This window comes from Comamonas sp. AG1104 (assembly GCF_003350425.1).
GTDB lineage: Bacteria > Pseudomonadota > Gammaproteobacteria > Burkholderiales > Burkholderiaceae_C > Comamonas > Comamonas testosteroni.
The window spans coordinates 263945-279815 of record NZ_QQAS01000001.1 but is presented as its reverse complement, the minus strand read 5'-3'; the positions used below and the strand labels follow the sequence as shown (position 1 = coordinate 279815).

Below are 15871 nucleotides of genomic sequence, written 5' to 3'. Positions count from 1 at the left end.
TGAGCCACATCAATCGTCGCGAAGAATGCGCTCGCCTTCTTGTTCCACGCTCTCGAACTGGCCCCGGTACACGGCCCACCACAGGGCAGCCACAATGGCCATGACCAGAACAACCGACAGCGGAATCAATACATACAAAATATCCATCAATGGCCTCCTTGAGTCAGTGGCATGACGGTGCCCCGCGGCGCAAGGTGCGCGGGGGCGGACGCGTTGCTATCTACAGCCTGCAGCGGCAACGCACGTGCAAGACGGGCTGCGTTGGCGACGACCAGCAAGGAGCTCAGCGCCATGCCGAGCCCTGCCAGCCAGGCAGGCATCCAGCCCACAAGGGCCAGAGGAATAGAGATCGCGTTATAGGCTGCTGCCCAGCCCAGGTTCTGGCGCACCACGGACAGGGTCCGTCGGGCCAGCAACAGGCTTTGCAACACTAACTCCAGGCTGTCTCCCAGTACCACGAAGTCTGCTCGCGATTGTGCCAGCGGCACTGCTCTACCAAAAGCAAAAGAGACATGCGCTCCGGCTAAAACTGGGCCGTCATTCAGGCCGTCGCCCACCATGGCAACCTTATGCCCTGCAGCCTGTGCCGCCTGCATGGCTGCCAGCTTGTCCTGCGGTTGGCAATCGCCCTGCGCCTGCTCTATGCCCAGCTTGGCGGCCACGGTTTGCACCGCTGCAGAACGGTCTCCCGAGAGCAGTTGCACCGCCACACCTTGCTGCCTGAGGTCGGCAATGACCTGGGCCGCTTCGGGGCGCACGTCCTCGCTCAGATGGAACTGCGCCAGGGGCCGCCAGCCACTTTTCGATTCCTCGGCCAGCATCACGCTCTGACCCGGCTCATGCGGTGCCAACTCGGGCACGCCGCAATGCGCGGCCGAGCCCAGGCGAAGGTGGCGGCGCAAAGCGGTATTGCTGCGCGCCTGCACCCAGACATCGAGGCCGCTGCCAGCAACTTCCTGTACGGAGTCCAGCAGCCACGCGCTGGCAGGCAGTTCGGCCACCTCGGCTGCCTGCGCCAGGGCCCTGGAAGCGGGATGCATGGACTGACGCGCCAGCAAGGCGGCCAGCGCCAGCAGCTCATCCGTGCCCTGACCTTCAGCAGGTGTCAGCGCACGCAGCACCAGGCCGTCGCGCGTCAGCGTTCCGGTCTTGTCGAACACCAGCGTATCCACAGCGGCCAGCGCCTCCAGCCCCTGCAGATTGCGCACCAGCACGCCGCTGCGCGCCAGGGTGCCAGCCGCCGTCAGCATGGCCACGGGCGTGGCCAGCGAAAGCGCACAGGGGCAGGTGACGATGAGCACCGCCACGGCCACCATCATGGCCTTGCCCGGGTCGGTGGGCCACCACCAGATGGCGGCAGCCAGCGCCGCCAGCAGCACCACGACAAGGAAAGGCCGGGCCACCTTGTCGGCCAGCTGGGCCAGAGTGGGCTTTTGCAGCGAAGCGCTTTCCATCAGATTCACGATCTGCGCAAAGCGGGTGCCCTCACCCACGCTGTCCACCCTCATATCGACAACACTGTCCAGGTTGTAGCTGCCAGCGGTGACGGCATCGCCTTGTGCGCGCAAAACAGGCGTGGATTCGCCAGTCAAAAGCGCCTCATCGGCATGGGTGGTGCCGCGCAGAATCCGGCCGTCTGCGGGGAAAGCTTCGCCCGTGAGCACACGCACCACATCACCCACACGCAGGCGGCGCGTGGCCACACGCTCGAACTCGCCCGAGTCGGGCTGCTGACGCAGCACCGAATCCGGCAGCCGGTTCATCACGGCCTCCAATGCACCGGCCGTGCGGTCGCGCAGGCGCAGCTCCAGCCAGCGACCCGTGAGCAGGAAAAAGACAAACATGGTCAGCGAGTCGAAGAAGACTTCGTGACCGAAGGGACCGGAGGGATCGAAAGTGCCCAGCGTGCTGATGACAAAGGTGATCAGCATGCCAATGGCCACGGGCAGGTCCATGCTCACGCGGCGCTGGCTGATGTCCTTGAGCGCGCTCTTGAAGAAGGGGCCGCAGCAAAACAGCACCACAGGCAGAGAAATCACCCAGGAGGCCCAGCGCAGCAAGGTCTCCATCTCCAGCGACAGGTCGCCGGGCCGCGCCGTGTAGGCCGGCCATGCATACATCATCACCTGCATCATGCACAGGCCGGCCACCAGCCAGCGCCACAGGGCACGGCGCGTCTCGGCCTGGCGCAGCTCGCGCGCGAACGCATCGCGCGCGGGCAAGGCCCGATAGCCGGCACGCGATACGGCCTCCATCCATTGCGATGGAAGCACCTGGGCAGGACGCCACTCGACACGGGCTCGGCGCGTTGCGGCACTGACTTCGGCTGCCTGCACTCCGGGGACGGCCCGAAGCGCCTCCTCGATGGTCAGCGCGCACGCAGCACAGTGCATGCCCTCCAAAACCACGAAGGAATCCCACACCGGGGACTCGGTTGCGTTCTCGGAGATTGGGGCCTTGGGGCTCTGGCCGGCGGGGCGACCAAACGAGCTCCATTCTTGCGGATCGTCCAGCAGATGACTGTGCATCTGGGACAAGTTCAGGGAACCGGTGTCAGCAACAGCATGCTCTGCCGCGGAAGGCTGGACAGTAGTGTGTTGGGACATGTTTCAAGCGTAACTACGCCAGATGATACCCACCTTGACATTAATCAACCGTTAACTGCCCAATCGACATATGCTTGTATTTACAACACCTGCAACCTAAGGAGAAAGCTATGTACAACCGCATTTTGATTGCTACCGACGGCACCGAACTCTCGGACAAGGCTGTGCATGCAGGCCTGGATCTGGCCGCTTTGTGCGGCGCCAGCGTGATTGCGCTCAAGGTTGTCTCGCACTATCCGCGCAGCTATCTGGAAGGCAGCGACTTGCTGGACATCAAGGAAGCCAAGCGCGTTGAGGAGCAATGGACCAATCAGGCCCAGACCCTGCTGAACGGCGTCAAAGCCTTTGGCCATGAGCGCAAGGTCAATGTCACGACCGAAATCGCCCACTCCGACCTGGTGGCCGAGTCGATTGTGGAAATGGCCAAAAAGCATGACTGCGACCTGATCGTCATGGCTTCGCACGGTCGCAAGGGCCTGCAGCGCCTGCTGCTGGGCAGCGAAACCCAGCATGTGCTGACGCACTCACCCGTGCCGGTGCTGGTGCTGCGCTGACTGGCTCCCCTTGAGCCGCTTCGCGGCTTCCAATGACGGGACGGACCTCGCCGGGCGCCCCTGGCCGATCTTGCCCCCTGATATCCAGTGACACAGGCTGCTCAGGGGTCGCCGTTTGCCACTCACAAATTAAAAGCAGCTTGCGTACAAGCTGCTTTATTTATGGGTCGATTCGATGCTGAATCTGCCTTGCAAGCTGCGTGAACAGCTCACTTTTCAGGAGTCAAGTCAAAAGACAAGCGCCTGAAACGCAGCCAATAGTGCAGCCAAAAACCAACGCTTGGCGTCCAGCTGGAGACACTCGGCAGCAGGTTCAGGAGAACTCCTGCTGATACTGATCGCGCAGCAGCTTCTTCTGAACCTTGCCCATGGTGTTGCGCGGCAGGCTGTCCACCACATAGCAGCGCTTGGGCACCTTGAAGTTGGCCAGCCTGGCCTTGAGCGACTCCAGAATCTTCAGCCCATCGAGCTGCGCACCCTTGCGCGGCACGATGACGGCAACGCCGACCTCGCCAAAGTCCGGGTGCGGCACTCCAACCAGTGCGCTTTCGTCCACGCCAGGCAGATCGTTGATGAAGCCCTCCACCTCGGCCGGATAGACGTTGTAGCCGCCCGAGATGATCAAGTCCTTGCTGCGCCCCACGATGCTGAAATAGCCGCGCTCATCCTGCAGACCCACATCGCCGGTCTTGAACCAGCCGTCGGCCGTGAACTCCTCTGCCGTCTTCTCCGGCATGCGCCAGTAGCCCTTGAAGACATTAGGGCCCTGCACCTCGATATTGCCGATCTCGCCTGCGGGCAGGGCCTTGCCGTCGTCGCCATGAATGCGTACGCCCACGCCAGGCAGGGGAAAGCCCACGGTTGCGCCACGGCGCTCGGCCTCGTTGCCATAGCGCGCATCAGCCTGATAGGGGTTGGAGGTCAGCATGATGGTCTCGCTCATGCCATAGCGCTCAAGGATGGTGTGACCGGTACGCGTCTTCCAGGCGCGGAAGGTCTCGATCAGCATGGGGGCCGAGCCCGAGATGAACAGACGCATGTGCGCGGCCATGTCGCGGTCCAGCCGGGCGTCGGCCAGCATGCGCACATAAAGGGTCGGCACCCCCATGAAGACGGTCGCGTCCTTGAAGCGCGCCATGACGGCCTCGGGCTCGAAGCGGGCAAACCAGATCATGGGACTGCCGTTGAGCAGCGCCCCGTGAATGGCGACAAACAGGCCATGCACATGGAAGATGGGCAGCGCGTGAATCAGCACATCGCCTTCCTGCCAGCCCCAGTACACCTTGAGCATGGCCGCATTGCTCAGCAGATTGCCGTGGCTGAGCATGGCGCCCTTGCTGCGCCCCGTGGTGCCGCTGGTGTAGAGAATCGCCGCCAGATCGTCGGCGCGGCGCGCAACGACCTGGTGCTCGTCGCTGTGGTGGGCCGCGCGCTCCAGCAAGCTGCCCGTGCGGTCGGTACCCAGGGTGTAGACATGGCCCACGCCGTGGTTGAATGCAATCTTGGACACCCAGCCGAAACAGCCGGGTGCGCAGACCACCACGGCCGGCTCGGCATTGGTGATGAAGTACTCCATCTCTGCGCTCTGGTAGGCCGTGTTCAGCGGCAGGAACACATGGCCGCTGCGCAGCGTGGCCAGGTAGAGCATCATGGCTTCGACCGACTTTTCCACCTGCACCGCAATGCGGCTGCCCTCGGGCAGATCCAGAGAGGCCAGCAAATTGGCCATGCGTGCACTGCCCTGCTCCAGATCGGCCCAGGTGTAGTAGAGGCTGGAGCCATCGGGCTCGATGGCCTCCACGGCGATTTTCGTCAGATCCGCAGGAAACGCAGCGCGCAGCGCGCTGAAAAGATTGGCTTGAGGCATGTCGGTCATCGTGATGCTGTCGAACTCGGAAACGGTGAAAGCAAAAGGTCCATGGCCATCATAGGCCCGGCCCTGGCCTGGCCGGTGGCGCCAGGCACTGAAAAAACGCACTTCTTCAAATGGGATGCGAGCAAAGGCCGCCCCGCAAGGCAGCCAGCGGGCTCAGGAGTCAATCTTCACATTCGCCGCCTTGACCACATGGGCCCAGCGCTGGATCTCGCTTTGCACCATGGCAGCAAACTGCGGCTGGCTCAGCTGGCCGTAATCGGCGCCGTTCTTGGCCCAGGCAGCCTTGATGTCCTCGGCGGCTCCGATCTTGCGCACCTCGTCCAGCATCTGCTGCTGCACGGCAGCAGGCGTGCCCCTGGGGGCCCACAGTCCATACCAGGTGGTGACGGTGAAGTCCGGCAGGCCGCACTCGGCGGCGCTGGGCACATCGGGGAAGGCGGGGTTGCGCTTGGCGCCCGCCACCATCAAGGCCTTGATGCGGCCGCCCTTGATATGCTGGGCCGATGAGCCCAGGCCGTCGAACAGCATGTCCACATTGCCGGCGATCAGGTCCTGCAGCGCAGGGCCTGCGCCCTTGTAAGGAATATGGGTGATCTGGGTCTTGGTCTGCAGCTTGAACAGCTCACCTGCCAGGTGGTGCGAGGAACCCGGCCCTGCCGAGGCATAGTTGTACTTGCCGGGGTTGGCACGTAGGTCCTGCACAAGAGCCTGCAAGCTGGCATGAGTCACCTTCTTGGGATTGACCACTACGACCTGCGGCACGCTGGCCAGCAGCGCCAGCGGGATGAAGTCGCGCTCCAGATCGTATTCGAGCTTGGGATAGACCGAGGGCGCAATCACATGGTGGGTGCCGCCCATGAAGAAGTTGTAGCCGTCAGGTGCGGCCTTGGCCGCAATGCTGGCACCCAGCGTGCCGCCCGCGCCACCGCGGTTGTCTATCACCAGGGTCTTGCCCGAGGTCTTGGCGAACTGGGCAGAGAACGGTCTGGCAAAGGTGTCGGTGCCGCCACCGGCAGGAAAAGGCACGATCAAATTGACAGGCCTGCTCGGCCACTCCGATGCCTGGGCCATGCCCGTCCAGCCCGATGCCCCAGCCGCCAGCAGCGCCCCCGCCGACCCCAGCAGCGTGCGCCGCTGCAAACCCACGCTCTTTGCCCAAGAATCCTGCATCTATATCTCCTCTGCGCGCCTGGTCAGCAACATCGCCGCAGCCAGGCTTGTGGTTGGAAGACGCAGCAGCAAAAGCCGGCTCAGGCCGGGCGCAGCGCGAGTCGCGATGCACTCAACCCTTGCACAGCGATTCGATCTCCGAGGAAACGGGAATCTTGCTCTGCGCCAACAGGCTGCGGTGCTTGTCCAGGCGCTTGAGGTCATACAGATAGTTGACCATCAGCCCCATGGATTGCTTGAGCCCCTTGGACGACAGGTCTGCCGCCCAGTTCAGGCGCTCCACGCGCGCACCGTTGCCAAGGTGAAAGCGTGCCACGGCATCCAGCGGACGCCCCTTGGCAGTTTCCCGACCCAGATAGCGCGCAGCGCAAAACATGGCAGCCTGACGCACCACCGACTTTTCCGGCAGCGAGCCGGGGTCGTCCAGCGCAGCCAGCAATTGCGCAGCGCTCACTCCGCCAGCGACTTTTTCCAGAGCTGCCTTTTGCTTGTCGTCCAGCTCCGCCAGCGCTGCATCGCCGTTCTTGCTCAGCCAGCTGCGCAGTCCCGGAATGGGCGACAGCGTGGCGAACTGCTTGAGCTTGGGGAACTCCTGCGTGAGCGTCTCCACCACATGCTTGATCAGCGAATCGCCGAAGCTCACGCCCTTGAGTCCGGTCTGGGTGTTGCTGATGGAATAGAAGATGGCGGTATTGGCCTTGGCCAGATCGGCGGCCGCTGCGGCCTCGTCCAGCAGCGGCGCCATGCTGCCTGCCATCTTGTCCAGCAGTGCCACCTCCACAAAGATCAGCGGCACATTGGGCATGCGCGGGTGAAAGAACCCATAACAGCGGCGGTCGCTGTCGAGGCGATTTTTCAGATCGGCCCAGCTGCGGATATCGTGCACTGCCTCGTACTTGATCAGCTTCTCCAGCAGCGATGCGGGCGAATCCCAATTCAGGCTTCTGAGCTCCAGCAAGGCCACATCGAACCAGCTGGAAAACAGATGCTCCAGCTCGGCGTCCAGCGCCACATAGTGCTGCTCGGCCTTGGGCAAGGCCAGCAGTTCGGCACGCATATCGACCAAAAAGCCCATGCCGCCCCTGGGCTGGGCAAAACGCTGCAGCAGCCGCGTGCGCGATGAAACCAGGGCACGGCGCAGACTCATCTCGGCCTCGCCGCGCTCTACATCGCTGCCCGCCTTGTCGTAGCGCTCGCGGGCCGCCTGCAAGGCCTTGGCATCGGGGCCGAACTTTTCGATCGCCAGCAACCAGAAGTCCTTGCGTGCAGCCAGATCGGCCTTGCCATACCAGTCCATCAGCACCTGCGCGTGACGGCCGCCTTCCACGTCACTGAGCGCGGTATCGGCCACCTGCTGCATGTCCTGCAGCAAGCGACGCAGCTCGCGCGGCGACAGCGCCTCCTCCCCGCGACGCAAGGTGGCCTCCAGGCGTTGCGCCAGCGGGCGATGCTGGCCATCGCCCTTCTCGCCCTCAGCCCCGCGCACCCACAGCTTGGTTTGCTCAATCCACTCGGCTGCCCACCCCATATGCATCTCCTTGTTCCAGCACCATCATGCTCTCATTGAAGAAGCAGATACCGCAATTGCAGTAACGCTTTCAGCCATTATGTGCAGTTTTTCTGCCTCGCACACCGCACCATAAAAAACGCAGACCGAGGTCTGCGTTTTTCAGAATCTGGCCTTCAGGCCGTGGTTCGCTGAACCGCGTAGGCCTGGCGCTTGCCGCACCACACCCACATGAGCACACCGGCCACGATCATGGGAATGCACAGCCACTGCCCCATGCTCATGCCCAGAGACAGAATGCCCAGGAAGTCGTCGGGCTCGCGGAAGTACTCTGCAATGAAGCGGAAGGCCCCATAGCCGATCAGAAATACCGCCGCGACCTGGCCGGGCTTGCGCTCCTTGCGCGCGTACAGCCACAGAATGATGAACAGCAGCAGCCCTTCCATCAGAAACTGATAGATCTGCGAGGGATGACGCGGCAGCATGGAGCCGCTTTGCGGAAACACCATGGCCCAGGGCAGATCGGCACTCGCAAAACGCCCCCAGAGTTCGCCGTTGATGAAGTTGCCGATCCGGCCCGCAGCCAGCCCCGTGGGCACGCAGGGCGCCACAAAATCTGCGACTTCCAGCCAGTTGCGCTTGCGCGAGCGCGCAAACCAGATCATGGAGCCGATTACGCCCAGCAGGCCGCCGTGAAAGCTCATGCCGCCCTGCCAGACGGCAAGAATCTCCAGCGGATGCGAGAGGTAGTAGCCAGGCTTGTAGAACAGGCAGTAGCCGATGCGCCCGCCCACGACCACGCCCAGCACGCCGAGGAAGAGAATATCCTCCACATCCTTGCGCGCCCAAGCACGCTCGCCCGTCATGTATTTGAATGGAGGGTGGTGCAGTCGGCGCGTGCCCAGAAACAGGAACAGACCAAAGGCCACCAGATAGGTTATGCCATACCAGTGCACGGCCAGCGGGCCAATCTGCACGGCTACAGGATCAATGTGCGGATACATCAGCATGTCAGGCATTGTGCCGCAGGCCGATGACGTTTCTGCAAAACTGCATGCACCGAGAACGCGGCAAGGCCTCATTCCTCGATTCAAAGACCTCAGAGGCGCCAAGCCGCGGCCTGGATGACTGCGGCATCCGGCACCGGAAGCCCCATGCGAAGCGTCAATGCGGCTTGTCCACCGCCAGACCCTGCTCGCGCACGGTCTGGCGCACGACCCTGGCGGTCTCATCCATCATGGTGCTCAATCGCTGCGGTGTGCCGCCCAAGACATGCACGCCCATGGCCTGCAGCCGCTCCTGTACGGCAGGCTCCTGCAGGGCCGCGTTGGCAGCGCCGTTGAGCCTGGTCACGACGGCCTGCGGCGTTCCTGCCGGAGCAACGATACCGAACCAGGTGATGGCCAGACCGTTGAGCGCAGGGTGACCCAACTCCCTGAACGTGGGCACCTGCGGCAGGGCCGGCAAGCGCTCCTGTGCGGCCACGGCGAACGCAACCAGGCGGCCCGCAGCCACATGCGCAGCCGACGAGGGATATTGATCGCTGAGCACCTGGGTCTCGCCCGACAACGCGCCACTGATCACCGGCCCCTGCCCCTTGTAGGGAATGTGGTGCAGCTTGAGCTTGAGATCGGCATTGAGGCGCTCGGCAATCAGATGCCCGATGGAGCCGACTCCGGCCGATCCGATATTGAACTGACCCGGCTTGCTGCGCGCAAGAGTGAGGAACTGGGCGTAGTTCTGCACACCCATATTGGGATGCACGGAGAACACCGACGGAATGGACGCCAGTGCAACCACCGGTACAAAGGCCTTGGCAGGGTCTATGCGTGCCGACTGGGGCAGCATGATGGGATTGACCACCAGCGTGCTAATGGTGCCCAGGCCGATCGTGTAGCCGTCAGGCGCGGCATTGGCCACGGCCTCGGCCCCGATGAAGCCGCTGGCGCCGGAGCGGTTGTCGACCACCACGGGCTGACCGAGCGTCGTGTGCATGGCATCGGCAACCAGTCGCGCCACGATATCGGTGGAGCCTCCGGGTGTGAAAGGAACCACCAGACGCACGGGACGCTGCGGATAACGCCCTTCTGCAGCCTGCGCCGTCAATGCCCCCAGCAAGGCCAGCAGCCCTGCGGTCTTCGACAAGAAGGAGGGGCGAACAGCGAAAGACATGGAGATCACTTTCTGGCAAGACAATAAAAACAGCCGCGCGACTTGCATCGAGCGGCTGTGGGATTGTCCGTCAGCATGGGAGTCCACGCTGACGAAATGACGAAACAAACGTAACGGCGATCGTTCAGTCGTCCAGCAAAGACAGATCGCGCACGGCGCCGGTGTCGGCGCTGGTCACCAGCTTGGCATAGGCCTTGAGGGCCGCCGAGATCTTGCGGGGACGCGCCTGGGCAGGCTTCCAGCCCTTGGCATTCTGCGCTTCACGGCGGCGGGCCAGCTCTTCGTCGCTGACCAGCATGTTGATGCTTCGGTTGGGAATGTCGATGCGGATGATGTCGCCGTTCTGCACCAGACCGATCGCGCCGCCGGCTGCCGCCTCGGGAGAGCAGTGACCGATGGACAGACCGGAGGTACCGCCCGAGAAGCGGCCATCCGTCAGCAGCGCGCAGGCCTTGCCCAGCCCCTTGGACTTGATGTAGCTGGTGGGATAGAGCATCTCCTGCATGCCGGGGCCGCCCTTGGGGCCTTCGTAGCGCACTATGACCACGTCGCCGGCCTTGACCTTGTCGGCCAGGATGTTGGCAACGGCCTCGTCCTGCGACTCGACCACATGGGCCGGACCTTCGAACACCAGGATCGATTCGTCCACACCTGCGGACTTCACCACGCAGCCGTCCAGCGCAATATTGCCGCGCAGCACGGCCAGGCCGCCTTCCTTGCTGAAAGCGTGCTCGTAGCTGCGGATGCAGCCTTCGGCACGGTCCAGGTCCAGGCTGGGCCAGCGGGTGTTCTGGCTGAACGCCACCTGCGTGGGAATGCCGGCCGGGCCGGCCATGTAGAAGTGACGCACGGACTCGTCCTGCGTGCGCATGATGTCCCACTGCTCCAGCGCATCCTTCATGGTCTTGGCATGCACCGTGGGCACGTCGGTGTGCAGCTTGCCGGCGCGGTCCAGCTCGCCCAGGATGGCCATGATGCCGCCGGCGCGGTGCACGTCTTCGATGTGGTACTTGGGCGTGTTGGGCGCCACCTTGCACAGCTGGGGCACGACGCGCGAGAGGCGGTCGATGTCGGCCATGGTGAAGTCGATACCCGCTTCCTGGGCGATGGCCAGCAGGTGCAGGATGGTATTGGTGGAGCCACCCATGGCGATGTCCAGCGTGATGCAGTTCTCGAACGCCTTGAAGCCCACGGAGCGTGGCAGCACGCTGTCGTTGTCGTTCTCGTAATAGTCGCGGGCCAGCTCGACGATACGGCGGCCGGCGCGCAGGAACAGCTCTTCGCGATCCGCATGCGTGGCCACCACGGTGCCGTTGCCAGGCAGGGACAGGCCCAGCGCTTCGGTCAGGCAGTTCATCGAATTGGCGGTGAACATGCCCGAGCAGGAACCGCAGGTCGGACAGGCGGAGCGCTCCACCTCGGCCACTTCGGCGTCGGAATAGCGCTGATCGGCCGCGATCACCATGGCATCCACCAGGTCCAGCTTCTTGAACTCGATGGTCTTGGTTTCGGGGTTGGCCAACTTGGTCTTGCCGGCTTCCATGGGGCCGCCGGAAACAAAGATCACCGGAATGTTCAGGCGCATCGCGGCCATCAGCATGCCGGGGGTGATCTTGTCGCAGTTGGAGATGCACACCAGCGCATCGGCGCAATGGGCATTGACCATGTATTCGACCGAGTCCGCGATCAGGTCGCGACTGGGCAGCGAATACAGCATGCCATCATGGCCCATGGCGATGCCATCGTCCACGGCGATGGTGTTGAACTCCTTGGCCACACCGCCGGCCGCCTCGATCTCGCGCGCGACCAGTTGCCCCAGATCCTTCAGATGCACATGGCCGGGCACGAACTGGGTGAAGGAATTGGCAATCGCAATGATGGGCTTGTCAAAATCGCCATCTTTCATGCCGGTGGCACGCCACAGGGCGCGCGCACCGGCCATGTTGCGGCCGCCAGTGGAGGTTTTGGAACGGTATGCGGGCATGGGGTTCGCTATAAGACGTTATCGGGAAATGATTCTTTGGATTATGGCCCAGCACTGCAAGGCAGCGATGCCTAGCCCATGGCGGGCTGTCAGGCAAAACAATCGCAAGACATCGTCAATCACGATGTCTGATTCGCTGCTCAACGACGTCGCTGGCCCGGTGCCATGGCCTGCTTCTGACGCTCGATACGCTCTTTCTTGCGCTGGTCCATCTTCTCCATGGCCTTGCGCTTGGTATAGCCGGAAGCATCGGCCCAGGCCCACCAGGCGGCAGCCGCGCCATAAATACCCAGAATCGGCCACCAGCTCCAGCCTGCGACAGGCCCGATCTGCGCAAGCTTGAGCAGCGACAACACGATCGCCAAACCTAACAGATACATACATCCCCTTTTTTACTGATTTTCCAAAACACAGAGTGCACTGGAGAGTACACAACCCAAGCACTACAATGCGCTAAAAGATCAACTTTAACCCCGCACCCTGGGAACTCATGATGAAGCAATTTCTGATCGCTTTCGCCCTTTCCGCCGCTGCCGTGGCCCCTGCCATGGCCGATCAGGCCCTGGCGCAGTCCAAGAACTGCATGGCCTGCCACGCCGTTGACAAGAAGCTGGTTGGTCCCGCATTCAAGGATGTGGCCGCCAAGTATGCAGGCCAAAAGGATGCAGCAGACAAGCTGGCTGCCAAAGTCATCAAGGGCGGCTCCGGCGTGTGGGGCCCCGTGCCCATGCCCGCCAATCCCCAGGTGAACGACGCCGATGCCAAGAAGCTGGTGGCCTGGATTCTGGCGCAGAAGTAAATCGACTGCTTCTCAACGGCGCGAGACAAGGCCGTTCTCAAAAACCGCATGGCTGCCATGCGGTTTTTTTGTTTCTGACGCCCCCGCGACTCAGCGCCTCCCCCTGCTCTTGCATCAGCGCTGCGGCGCCAGACGTCCAGACTTCGCTCCGCACCCGTGAGGTCAGCATCTGCAGCACTTGACTGCCACAGCCCGGCTGAAACTCGGCAGCAGTCCGGCAACAACTCGGCAGCAACTCTGCCCATTGCTCGCATGGCGACGAATCGATACCGCAGCGGTTGCGATGTATCAAGCCAGGCAGATGAGCAGCCCGCCCAGCAGCAGACGTGCCATAAAAAAGGCCCCTAAGGGCCTTTTTTTGGATTCACAGCCTGGGCTTGTGAATTACGCATCACGCGAAGCACGCTTGCGATCGTGCTCCTTCAGGTGACGCTTGCGCACGCGCAGGCTGGTGGGGGTGATTTCCAGCAGCTCGTCGTCTTCGATGAATTCCACACCGTATTCCAGCGACAGGTCGATGGGAGGCGTGATCTTGATTGCATCTTCCTTGCCGCTGACGCGGAAGTTGGTCAGCTGCTTGGTACGCGTGGCGTTCACCACCAGGTCGTTGTCGCGGCTGTGGATACCGATGATCATGCCTTCGTACACGGGGTCGCCGGCCTTCACGAACATGCGGCCACGGTCGTCCAGCTTGCCCAAGGCGTAGGTGAAGATTTCACCGTCGTCCATGGAGATCAGCACGCCGTTCTTGCGGCCGCCGATGTCGCCCTTATGGGGTTCGTAGCTGTCGAAGATGTTGGCAATCAGGCCGGAACCACGTGTCAGGTTCAGGAATTCGTTGGTGAAACCGATCAGGCCACGGGCAGGAATACGGTATTCCAGACGGACGCGACCGCGGCCATCGGGTTCCATGTTCACCAGCTCGCCCTTGCGCTCGCCCAGTGCCTGCATCACGCCGCCCTGGTGGCCTTCTTCGATGTCGGCAGTCACCAGCTCGATAGGCTCGTGCTTTTCGCCGTCGATCATCTGCATCACGACGCGGGGCTTGGAGACGGCCAGCTCGTAGCCTTCGCGGCGCATTTCTTCCAGCAAAATGGTCAGGTGCAGTTCACCACGGCCGGAGACTTCAAAGATACCGTCTTCGTCGGTTTCCTTGACGCGCAGAGCCACGTTGGAGCGCAGTTCCTTTTGCAGACGGTCCCAGATCTGGCGGCTGGTCACGAACTTGCCTTCACGACCTGCCAGGGGCGAGGTGTTCACGCAGAAGTTCATGGTCAGGGTGGGCTCGTCAATCTTCAGCATGGGCAGAGGCTGGGGATTGACCGGGTCGGTGACGGTCTCGCCGATACCGATGTTTTCGATACCGCTGATCAGCACGATCTCGGAAGGACCGGCTTCGGTGGCCTGCACGCGATCGATACCCTGGAAGGTATGCACCTGGTTGATCTTGCCGCTGTAGCTCTTGCCGTCAGGACCGGCCATCACAGCCACTTGCTGACCGGGCTTGAGCGTGCCCTGGGTGATACGGCCCACGCCGATACGACCCACGAAGGTGGAGTAGTCCAGAGCGGAGACCTGCAGCTGCAGGGGAGCGCTGGCGTCGCCCTGCACGGAAGGCACGTGATCCAGGATGGTGTCGAACAGGGCGGACATGTCCTCACCCCACTTGGCACCGGGCTCGCCCTCTTCCTTGGACGACCAGCCGTTGATGCCGGAGGCGTAGACCACGGGGAAGTCCAGCTGCTCGTCGGTGGCGCCCAGCTTGTCGAACAGGTCGAAAGCGGCGTTGATCACCTTGTCGGGGTTGGCACCGGGCTTGTCCACCTTGTTCACCACCACGATGGGGCGCAGGCCCAGGGCCAGAGCCTTCTTGGTCACGAAGCGCGTCTGGGGCATGGGGCCCTCTTGCGCGTCGATCAGCAGCACCACGCCGTCGACCATGGACAGGGCGCGTTCCACTTCGCCGCCGAAGTCCGCGTGACCGGGCGTGTCGAGAATGTTGATGTGGGTGTCCTTCCAGGACACGGCGCAGTTCTTGGCCAGAATGGTGATGCCGCGCTCACGTTCGATGGCATGGTTGTCCATCACGGTGTCGACGACTTTTTCGTGCTCGGCAAAAGTGCCGGACTGGCGCAGCAGCTGGTCCACCATGGTGGTCTTACCGTGGTCAACGTGCGCGATGATCGCAATGTTGCGGATTTGTTTGCTCATAATGTTTCCAAAATGCCGCTTGCTTGTGGACGCGGCGTTCCTTCCAAAATTTGTTGAATTTCTAGCGGACTGAGCAGGCGCTCGGGGATCAACTCCCCGCTCGCCACACGGCCTACCCCTAAAAGGGCATGCGGGCGCTCACCATACACCGCCACGGCCGGGGCATCAGCCCAAGACCCTCGACGGCGCAAGCCTGATAGAAAGCGTCCTGCATCCTGTTCACCCAAGGTGACGACGGCATGACGATGCAGCAGGGTATCCACAGGCTGGACCTGCGCGATGCGCTCTTCATCGTTCATGGCTTCCAGCGCCTGCAGCGTCACGCAGCGCGACACTTCAAGACCGCCGGTTTCCACACGGCGCAAAAAACGCAAATGGGCGCCACAGCCCAGGGCCTCGCCCACGTCTTCGCCCAATGTGCGGATGTAAGTGCCCTTGCTGCAGGTCACTCTCATCTTGACGGCCGGATGCCCCTGATCGTCCTGCACCAGCGTCAGATCCAATGCATGAATCGTGACATCGCGTGCGGGGCGCTCCACTTCCACGCCCGCACGGGCGTATTCATAGAGTGCCTTGCCGTCCTTCTTCAGCGCACTGTGCATGGGCGGCACCTGCTTGATGTCGCCCGTGAACTGGGCCTGCACCTGCGCCAGGCGCTCGGGCGTGATGGCTGCCAGGTCGACGGCACGCTCCAGCACCACATCGCCCTCGGCATCGGCCGTGGTCGTGGTCTGGCCCAGGCGGGCAATGGCTTCGTAGGTTTTCTCGGCTTCGAGCTGAAGCTGACTGAATTTGGTGGCAGCGCCGAAACACAGCGGCAGCACGCCACTGGCCAGCGGATCAAGCGTGCCTGTATGCCCGGCCTTTTCGGCGCGCAGCAGCCACTTGACCTTCTGCAAGATATCGTTGCTGGACCAGCCCAGCGGTTTATCAAGCAGCAACACCCCATGCACAGGGCGCCGCTGCACCCGGGTGCGAGGGGCGTTCATGTG

At 62.7% G+C, this 15871-nt stretch carries 13 protein-coding genes; 2 read left to right on the top strand and 11 right to left on the bottom strand.

Annotated elements, in window-relative coordinates; all coding sequences use genetic code 11:
- Nucleotides 1–9: 9 nt before the first annotated feature.
- Both ccoS and DFO48_RS01245 read right to left on the bottom strand, forming a co-directional pair.
- Complete coding sequence (ccoS, locus tag DFO48_RS01250; RefSeq protein WP_003056328.1) at nucleotides 10–147, bottom strand: cbb3-type cytochrome oxidase assembly protein CcoS; 138 nt, start codon at nucleotides 145–147, stop codon at nucleotides 10–12.
- Nucleotides 147–2528 carry a cation-translocating P-type ATPase gene (locus DFO48_RS01245; RefSeq protein WP_114862301.1) on the bottom strand — a complete coding sequence of 794 codons (2382 nt, stop codon included), beginning with the start codon at nucleotides 2526–2528 and terminating at the stop codon, nucleotides 147–149. Before DFO48_RS01245 ends, ccoS begins: the two co-directional genes overlap by 1 nt.
- A gap of 188 nt (nucleotides 2529–2716) precedes the next feature.
- Here DFO48_RS01245 and DFO48_RS01240 point away from each other — a divergent pair, with 188 nt between their 5' ends.
- Nucleotides 2717–3160, top strand: a complete 444-nt coding sequence (locus DFO48_RS01240) for a universal stress protein (protein WP_003080460.1) — start codon at nucleotides 2717–2719, stop codon at nucleotides 3158–3160.
- Between the two features lie 313 nt (nucleotides 3161–3473).
- Here DFO48_RS01240 and DFO48_RS01235 read toward each other — a convergent pair whose 3' ends face one another.
- The 7 genes from DFO48_RS01235 to DFO48_RS01205 form a co-directional block, all read right to left on the bottom strand.
- Entirely contained in the window at nucleotides 3474–5027 is a 1554-nt protein-coding gene (locus DFO48_RS01235) for a malonyl-CoA synthase (RefSeq protein ID WP_034350043.1), read from the bottom strand.
- Nucleotides 5028–5189: 162 nt separating this feature from the next.
- A complete protein-coding gene (locus DFO48_RS01230) occupies nucleotides 5190–6206 on the bottom strand; it encodes a tripartite tricarboxylate transporter substrate binding protein (RefSeq protein ID WP_114862300.1) in 1017 nt (338 codons plus the stop codon).
- Nucleotides 6207–6318: 112 nt separating this feature from the next.
- The gene (locus DFO48_RS01225) at nucleotides 6319–7734 is read right to left on the bottom strand and encodes a malonyl-CoA decarboxylase (RefSeq protein WP_003080467.1); all 1416 of its coding nucleotides are present in this window, start codon (nucleotides 7732–7734) and stop codon (nucleotides 6319–6321) included.
- Between the two features lie 155 nt (nucleotides 7735–7889).
- Entirely contained in the window at nucleotides 7890–8732 is an 843-nt protein-coding gene (gene lgt / locus DFO48_RS01220) for a prolipoprotein diacylglyceryl transferase (RefSeq protein WP_003080469.1), read from the bottom strand.
- 145 nt (nucleotides 8733–8877) lie between these two features.
- Nucleotides 8878–9885 carry a tripartite tricarboxylate transporter substrate binding protein gene (locus tag DFO48_RS01215; protein WP_114862677.1) on the bottom strand — a complete coding sequence of 336 codons (1008 nt, stop codon included), beginning with the start codon at nucleotides 9883–9885 and terminating at the stop codon, nucleotides 8878–8880.
- 124 nt (nucleotides 9886–10009) lie between these two features.
- Nucleotides 10010–11869 (bottom strand): dihydroxy-acid dehydratase, encoded by a 1860-nt coding sequence (gene ilvD, locus DFO48_RS01210; RefSeq protein ID WP_114862299.1) that lies wholly within the window; start codon nucleotides 11867–11869, stop codon nucleotides 10010–10012.
- A gap of 140 nt (nucleotides 11870–12009) precedes the next feature.
- Nucleotides 12010–12249 carry a TIGR04438 family Trp-rich protein gene (locus DFO48_RS01205; protein WP_003080475.1) on the bottom strand — a complete coding sequence of 80 codons (240 nt, stop codon included), beginning with the start codon at nucleotides 12247–12249 and terminating at the stop codon, nucleotides 12010–12012.
- Nucleotides 12250–12362: 113 nt separating this feature from the next.
- Here DFO48_RS01205 and DFO48_RS01200 point away from each other — a divergent pair, with 113 nt between their 5' ends.
- The gene (locus DFO48_RS01200; protein ID WP_034350048.1) at nucleotides 12363–12668 is read left to right on the top strand and encodes a c-type cytochrome; all 306 of its coding nucleotides are present in this window, start codon (nucleotides 12363–12365) and stop codon (nucleotides 12666–12668) included.
- A 384-nt stretch (nucleotides 12669–13052) separates the two neighbouring features.
- On the opposite strand, the gene typA is transcribed toward DFO48_RS01200, so the two are convergent.
- Together typA and truB are read right to left on the bottom strand one after the other, a co-directional pair.
- Nucleotides 13053–14879: a translational GTPase TypA gene (gene typA / locus DFO48_RS01195; RefSeq protein WP_003080479.1), complete on the bottom strand. Its 1827-nt coding sequence runs from the start codon at nucleotides 14877–14879 to the stop codon at nucleotides 13053–13055.
- Nucleotides 14876–15868: a tRNA pseudouridine(55) synthase TruB gene (gene truB, locus DFO48_RS01190; RefSeq protein WP_003080481.1), complete on the bottom strand. Its 993-nt coding sequence runs from the start codon at nucleotides 15866–15868 to the stop codon at nucleotides 14876–14878. Before truB ends, typA begins: the two co-directional genes overlap by 4 nt.
- Nucleotides 15869–15871 lie beyond the last annotated feature (3 nt).

What these genes read in the sequence shown, in the direction of transcription:
- ccoS (WP_003056328.1), bottom strand. Translation starts at nt 147, where the DNA reads ATGGATATTTTGTATGTATTGATTCCGCTGTCGGTTGTTCTGGTCATG.
- DFO48_RS01245 (WP_114862301.1), bottom strand. Translation starts at nt 2,528, where the DNA reads ATGCACAGTCATCTGCTGGACGATCCGCAAGAATGGAGCTCGTTTGGT.
- DFO48_RS01240 (WP_003080460.1), top strand. Translation starts at nt 2,717, where the DNA reads ATGTACAACCGCATTTTGATTGCTACCGACGGCACCGAACTCTCGGAC.
- DFO48_RS01235 (WP_034350043.1), bottom strand. Translation starts at nt 5,027, where the DNA reads ATGCCTCAAGCCAATCTTTTCAGCGCGCTGCGCGCTGCGTTTCCTGCG.
- DFO48_RS01230 (WP_114862300.1), bottom strand. Translation starts at nt 6,206, where the DNA reads ATGCAGGATTCTTGGGCAAAGAGCGTGGGTTTGCAGCGGCGCACGCTG.
- DFO48_RS01225 (WP_003080467.1), bottom strand. Translation starts at nt 7,734, where the DNA reads ATGGGGTGGGCAGCCGAGTGGATTGAGCAAACCAAGCTGTGGGTGCGC.
- lgt (WP_003080469.1), bottom strand. Translation starts at nt 8,732, where the DNA reads ATGCCTGACATGCTGATGTATCCGCACATTGATCCTGTAGCCGTGCAG.
- DFO48_RS01215 (WP_114862677.1), bottom strand. Translation starts at nt 9,885, where the DNA reads ATGTCTTTCGCTGTTCGCCCCTCCTTCTTGTCGAAGACCGCAGGGCTG.
- ilvD (WP_114862299.1), bottom strand. Translation starts at nt 11,869, where the DNA reads ATGCCCGCATACCGTTCCAAAACCTCCACTGGCGGCCGCAACATGGCC.
- DFO48_RS01205 (WP_003080475.1), bottom strand. Translation starts at nt 12,249, where the DNA reads ATGTATCTGTTAGGTTTGGCGATCGTGTTGTCGCTGCTCAAGCTTGCG.
- DFO48_RS01200 (WP_034350048.1), top strand. Translation starts at nt 12,363, where the DNA reads ATGAAGCAATTTCTGATCGCTTTCGCCCTTTCCGCCGCTGCCGTGGCC.
- typA (WP_003080479.1), bottom strand. Translation starts at nt 14,879, where the DNA reads ATGAGCAAACAAATCCGCAACATTGCGATCATCGCGCACGTTGACCAC.
- truB (WP_003080481.1), bottom strand. Translation starts at nt 15,868, where the DNA reads ATGAACGCCCCTCGCACCCGGGTGCAGCGGCGCCCTGTGCATGGGGTG.